This is a genomic window from Desulfococcus sp. (assembly GCF_050178255.1).
In the GTDB taxonomy this organism is placed as follows: Bacteria; Desulfobacterota; Desulfobacteria; order Desulfobacterales; family Desulfococcaceae; genus Desulfococcus; species Desulfococcus multivorans.
In genome coordinates this window covers 1-5,410 of record NZ_JBFXGG010000159.1, presented here as the reverse complement: position 1 = coordinate 5,410, position 5,410 = coordinate 1, and the positions used below count along the sequence as shown (strand labels likewise).

Annotated in this window: 8 protein-coding genes; 5 read left to right on the top strand and 3 right to left on the bottom strand. The window is 57.3% G+C overall.

What is annotated here, in order from left to right; all coding sequences use genetic code 11:
* A partial coding sequence (locus AB7S84_RS16335; protein WP_428155779.1) for an acyl-CoA thioesterase occupies window positions 1-218 on the bottom strand: 218 nt, incomplete at its 3' end.
* A 311-nt stretch (window positions 219-529) separates the two neighbouring features.
* Between AB7S84_RS16335 and AB7S84_RS16330 the strand changes: the two genes are divergently transcribed.
* From AB7S84_RS16330 to rtcA, 5 genes are read left to right on the top strand one after another with little or no spacing between them, the layout of a single operon-like run.
* Window positions 530-1,069, top strand: coding sequence for a Spy/CpxP family protein refolding chaperone (locus AB7S84_RS16330; RefSeq protein ID WP_020875898.1), 540 nt, complete (start codon window positions 530-532; stop codon window positions 1,067-1,069).
* A 26-nt stretch (window positions 1,070-1,095) separates the two neighbouring features.
* Window positions 1,096-1,740, top strand: a complete 645-nt coding sequence (locus AB7S84_RS16325; protein WP_020875899.1) for an RNA polymerase sigma factor — start codon at window positions 1,096-1,098, stop codon at window positions 1,738-1,740.
* Window positions 1,737-2,063, top strand: a complete 327-nt coding sequence (locus AB7S84_RS16320) for a hypothetical protein (RefSeq protein ID WP_020875900.1) — start codon at window positions 1,737-1,739, stop codon at window positions 2,061-2,063. The genes AB7S84_RS16325 and AB7S84_RS16320 overlap by 4 nt, the downstream gene beginning before the upstream one ends.
* Complete coding sequence (locus AB7S84_RS16315; protein WP_020875901.1) at window positions 2,064-2,792, top strand: hypothetical protein; 729 nt, start codon at window positions 2,064-2,066, stop codon at window positions 2,790-2,792.
* Window positions 2,793-2,831: 39 nt separating this feature from the next.
* Entirely contained in the window at window positions 2,832-3,869 is a 1,038-nt protein-coding gene (gene rtcA, locus AB7S84_RS16310) for an RNA 3'-terminal phosphate cyclase (RefSeq protein WP_020875902.1), read from the top strand.
* Window positions 3,870-3,933: 64 nt separating this feature from the next.
* On the opposite strand, the gene AB7S84_RS16305 is transcribed toward rtcA, so the two are convergent.
* Window positions 3,934-5,121 (bottom strand): MFS transporter, encoded by a 1,188-nt coding sequence (locus AB7S84_RS16305; protein WP_020875903.1) that lies wholly within the window; start codon window positions 5,119-5,121, stop codon window positions 3,934-3,936.
* Between the two features lie 22 nt (window positions 5,122-5,143).
* Window positions 5,144-5,410: hypothetical protein (locus tag AB7S84_RS16300; RefSeq protein WP_428155775.1), on the bottom strand; the 267-nt coding region annotated here is incomplete at its 5' end.

Here is a 5,410-nt window from a genome sequence, read left to right as displayed (position 1 = left end):
CGGTCCCCCAGAAACAGCTCACGGCGATAACGGCAGGTCGCTTCGGACACCATCATGCCGTATCCCCCGATATCCTTTTCCGTAAAGCTCAGGTGGGCGAGATAAGCGATTCGAGCCTCCTGGAAGTAGGTGAGATAATGCTGATAGCCGACATGGTTTCCGTAATTGATTTCCCCGATCCGGACGGTAATGGGTCTGGTGATGTTGAAATCCTGCATTGTCGATATCCATTCCAGAAATGTTTAAAAGGTTGAGAGAGAACGCCCGAGACGCCCCTCCTCTATAGGTCGCCTCCGGATAAAAATCAACATGTCAGCCCCACTCCCACTGCACGGCATGCGCTTTCAAAAGTACCCGATAACCTTCCGCCGGATGAGTGACAATCCGGTGCCTCCGATCTCGGTCATTTTTTTTGTAACCATTTCCCCCGCGGCAACGATGATAACATCATAAGGCGGCAATACCGTCGACAGTCGTGAAGCTTCAACGACCATTCATCACTTTTATCATTCGATACATGGAGGATACTATGAAGATCAACAAAGGATTGACAATTATCGCGGCGCTTGCCATGATTTTCACCCTCGGCTCCCAGGCCATGGCCGGTCGCGGGGGCGGTTGGAAAAACTGTGACGGCAATATGGGGTTTCATGGCCGACACGGCGGAAAGCACGGCGGTTACGGCATGATGGGTCTCGGATTTCTGAGGGACGCGAACCTTACCGAGGACCAGATGCAGCAGGTCGTCGGTATCGTTAAAAATTACGCGACCGACCTGAACGCCAAGAGAGATGCCGTGAGAACGGCCCGCCAGGACATGATGAAGACCCTGATGGCGGATGACGCGGACGAAGCGGCGGTCCGGAAGGCCCACGCGAAAGCGGCGACGGCAGGAGAGGCCATGATGGTTCTCCGCTTCAAAATGGTGAGCGACATCAAAAAGATACTCACCGCTGAGCAGCTCGCCGCCGTCAAGGAAAATATGAACCGCCGTCATCAAAGGATGCAGGATAACTCCGGTCGTCGATGGACGGAATTCGAAAAACAACTGGACGCCCTCATTAAATAGGATCATATGCCGGGGTCCGGGGCGCATTGCCCCGGCTCCGGCCGGTCATCGACACCCGACTTCTCATTATGCAGCAGATCGCCACCACTGAAAGCGACGCGGCTCTTATTCAGCAGATCATCGCGGGGAATGCCGATGTCTTCGAAACGCTCCTGAAGCGCTATGAACAACCGGTGTTGCGGATATTGAAGAGACACCTTCCGTACGATCAGGTCGAGGAAACCGCTCAGGAGGTCTTTGTCAAGGTTTACCAATCCCTGCCGGGCTTCAAACAGACCGGCAGCTTCAAGCACTGGTTGTCATCCATCGCCGTCAGGACCTGTTACGATTTCTGGCGGAAACACTACCGGAACCGGGAGATGCCCATGAGCTCTCTGACGGAAGCCCAGGCGGAGTGGCTGGAAAAAACCCTTTCCAATGACGCTGAAATCGATCATGAAAATCTGGGACGACGGAAGGAAGCCCGGGAGGTTTTGGAGGAGGCTCTCGGCCGGCTTTCCGCCGAGGATCGGATGGTGCTGGAACTGGTCTACCTGGAAGGTCTGACAGGGAAGGAAGCCGCAAGTCTGCTGGGTTGGAGCGTGGCCAACGTAAAGGTTCGAACGTTTCGCTCCAGAAAGAAACTCGAGAAGATACTCATCGGGCTGGCCCGACACGAGGAGGATCGATGAAACCCGTTTACAGAAATCGATTGAACGCTGTTCTGAGAACGGCCTACCGTGAAAAAACAGCCGCTCCTGTTCCGGACGGGTGGCAGCGAGGGGTTATGGAACGCATCCACGTCCTTCCCTCGGCATTGGCGTGGCGTGCCCGCGTCGTATATGAATTCACGGGCTTGTCCTGGCGGTTCGCCGCCGCGGCATGCGTTTTGGTCATTGTGATGCTGTCGGTGGTCGCCTTTCAAGACGGTTTCCAGACCGAATACGAAATGGCCCGTCTGTTCATCGGCGATCCCCTCGAATTCAGTCTGGTGCAATCCATGGGAATTTTTTAGATGAACCACCTTAAACTCAAGATGATAGCGGGAATCCTGCTGGTCTTTTTCGCGGGAATCGTCCTCGGGACCGTGGGAACCCATCTCTATGCCAAACGCCAGTTCGAACGGATGGTCCGGGGGCCGGCCGCCTTCCTGTTTCCCCGATTCATGGAGAAGATCGGGAACGAACTGGGCCTGACACCGGAGCAGCAGAAAAAAACCTCGGATATTCTGGGTGACCTCGAGGAAGCCCTCTATGAGTTCAGAAAAAAACACGCCGGTGAGTTGGACGCCATCATCGAACGCCATTTTGAAATGCTGAAGGCAAACCTTTCAACCGATCAGCAGGAAAAGCTGGAAAGCTTCAGAAACGATTTTCACCGGTTCCGGAAACGGTGGCTGAGGCCTCACGACAAATTCGGACCCCCAAGGCATTCGGAAGCACGATCCTTTCGGATGCGATTGAAGCAACAGCTCAATTTGAGCGACACGGCGTGGGATGAGGTTCAGGTCATCCTTCGAAAGGATTTTCGCAAGAAGCGGAAATTGTTCCGGCGACATTGGAAAGACCGTCTTACCGAAACGGAATTTCGGACACGAATGAACGACATCCAGCAGGAAACCGAAAGCGCACTCTCTGAAATCCTGACCCCCGATCAACTGGCGACCTTCAAAGCATTGCAGGCGGAGGTAATGCAACACCGGACCGAGGATGACCCTCCCCCACCCCTACACGGCGCGCCTTGAACCCATTGTGGGACGGCGGCAGGAAGCGAAAAACGGCAGATGATCCAGATTGACGGTGCCTACGGCGAAGGCGGAGGGCAGATTTTGCGAACGGCGCTGGCGTTGTCCCTGGCCACCGGCACGCCGTTCACCATCACTCGCATCCGGGCTAACCGCAACCGCCCGGGACTCATGCGACAGCACCTCGCAGCGGTTTCGGCCGCCACGGCCGTCGGGCATGCCCGGACAATCGGCGCGGCCTTGGGCGCCGGCCGCCTCACCTTTCAGCCCGAAGGGGTTTATCCCGGCCGATATCGTTTTGACGTCGGCAGCGCCGGCAGCGCCACGCTGGTCCTCCAGGCGATCCTGCCGCCCCTGCTCACTGCAGAAGGCGACACCCGGCTGATTCTCGAGGGGGGCACCCACAACCCGTTCGCCCCGCCTTTCGACTTTCTCGACCGGACGTTCCTGCCCATGATCCGACGGATGGGGCCCGAGGTAACGGCAACGCTTGCCCGGCCCGGGTTCTTTCCGGCCGGCGGCGGACGCTTTCAGGTTGACATTCGACCTTGTCTCAGACTGAACGGCTTCGATCTCCTTCAGCGAGGAAGCGTCAATCGCTGCAGCGCCGCAGCGGTCACGGCGAAGCTTCCCCGTCACATTGCCGAACGAGAGCTCGCCGTGATCCGCCGCCATATCACGCTTAAAGACGATTGCCTTTCAGTGATCGAGGTCTCCGATTCGCCGGGTCCCGGCAATATCGTGACCCTGGCGGTGGAAAGCGACGCCGTCACCGAGATCTTCTCGGGCTTCGGCCGTCGCGGCGTGCCCGCCGAGAAAGTGGCCATGGCGGTCGTCGCCGAGGCCCGTGAATATCTGGCTGCGGACGTCCCCGTGGGGCGCCGCCTGGCCGATCAGTTGCTCGTCCCCCTGGCCCTGGCCGGCAGGGGCCGCTTCCGGACGCTCCCCCCGTCCCGTCATACCCGCACCAACGCCCATGTGATCCAGCAATTTCTGGAGGTTGACATTACCTTCGACGCGAAAGCCGACGGATCATATGAGATCGCCGTTTCCAGCCGTCACGACGCAACGGATTGACGCGGCATCCCGTCGATGCCGTTCCCAGACAGTCTGGCATCCCTGAAATCACAGGCCTGATCCATCATGGGGACGTCTTTTTGCGATCTGTTCCGGACTTGATCGGCAGCGCTTCAATCCGCATCGGAATGCGGATTCTCTGTACCGCTAAAAACGAGGCGAGGCTCAAGCCCGCTCCGAACCAGAAAGGGATCCGATAGTCGATTATCCAGAGCATGCCCCCCAGGGCCGGGAAAAAAACAGCGGCAATGTGGTTGATGGTGAAGCCCACGGCCATGCTGGGGGCGATGTCCGCGGGATCGCCGATCTTCTGGAAATAGGTCCGGATGGCGATGGCGAAATTGAAAAAGATGTGATCCAGGATATACAGAAGGGCCACCATCCATTTTTCCTGAACGATGCCGTACGCCGCGAAGATCAAAATCAGTGCCGCGTATTCCAGGGAGAGGACCCGACGCTCCCCGTACCGGATGATGCACCGGCCGATGAACGGACTCAGAAAATAGTTGACGATATTGTTCAAGACGAACAAAAGCGTAATCTCCCGAACCGAAAAACCGAAATTCTTCACCATCAGGAAGACCGCGAATGAGGTGAAGATCTGCCGTCTGGCTCCCGCAAGGAAGGTCAGAAGATAATAGAGACCGTAACGCCGTCTGAAAACCATCCGCTTTTGCTGGGGAACGATGTCCCTGTCGGTGGGATCCTGGGAAAATCCCCAGAAACTCACGGCGGCGACGAGACCGCCGAGCAGGAGAAAGAGCTGTTGAAAATCCATGATCCCGGCCGCCAGGTAGATGAACAGGCCCACGGCGATATTGGATGCCGCGGCCATGCTGCGGAGTTTGCCGAAGACCCAGGGGGACGTGTCCCGATCGAAATACTGGAGGGTAAGGGACTGGTTGGTGGTTTCATAGCAGTGAAACCCCAGACTCATGACGAAGGTCGTGAGGATCAGCCCGCCGTAGGACGGAAAGTATCCCGTGGCGGCGATCCCTACCCCGAGCATCAGAACCGAGAGGGCCGACAGACGATGCTCCCGCATGATCAACAGGACATACACCACCAGAAATGTCATGAAACCCGGAATTTCACGGATCGATTGGATGATGCCGATATGGTGCCCGTCCAATCCCGCCGCATTGACGGCAAAATTGTCGAAGAGGGTCCGCCAGCCCTGAAGCCCCACCGTCGATGCGATGGTGAGCATCATCAAATATCGGTACATGTGCTTTTTGGAAGCTGATTCCACAAGTTTTTCCTATATGCGAAGTTCAGCCGGAAAATTCTGAAGAATCTCCGACCGCGTTTCTTCGACATCCGGCGACGTCACGACGGATTGAGCGCCCTCGAAACCAAAAGGGCCTGTGGGAATGAGCCGCCCCTCCCGGCGGCAGCGTCAATACCCAGAGGGCGCCGTCGGTGAAGTGAAACCATTCGACGCCGAAGCCGCGGTGGAGCGTTTCCATCTCATCCACGATCCGCTCCGGGTCCCGGAGGCGCATCCGTCTCCCGCCGAGGCCGGGATAGACGCAGTAGGC